At 69.3% G+C, this 270-nt stretch carries 1 protein-coding gene; it reads left to right on the forward strand.

Translation table 11 applies throughout. From position 1 onward, the window contains the following. Nucleotides 1–270 (forward strand): protein-L-isoaspartate O-methyltransferase family protein (locus SB753_RS37495; protein WP_410805215.1); only part of this gene is annotated, 270 nt, incomplete at both ends.

Here is a 270-nt window from a genome sequence, read left to right on the forward strand (position 1 = left end):
GTACGACGCGATCATCGCCGCAGCGGGCGGCCCGCATATTCCGGGGATATGGCGCAAACAGCTCGCGATCGGCGGCCGGATCGTGATGCCGGTCGGCTGCGAGCGGCACTATCAGAAGCTCGTCAAACTCGTGCGCCGCAGCGAGGACGACTACGAAAGCAGCTCGCTTGGCGAAGTGAGCTTCGTGCCGCTCGTCGGCGCCGACGCGTGGCCCGCGCCCGATGCGGCGCAATCGGACGGCGCGGCGCCGCAGCGCATCCAGGAGACGTC

This window comes from Paraburkholderia sp. SIMBA_053 (assembly GCF_046534895.1).
GTDB lineage: Bacteria > Pseudomonadota > Gammaproteobacteria > Burkholderiales > Burkholderiaceae > Paraburkholderia > Paraburkholderia caledonica.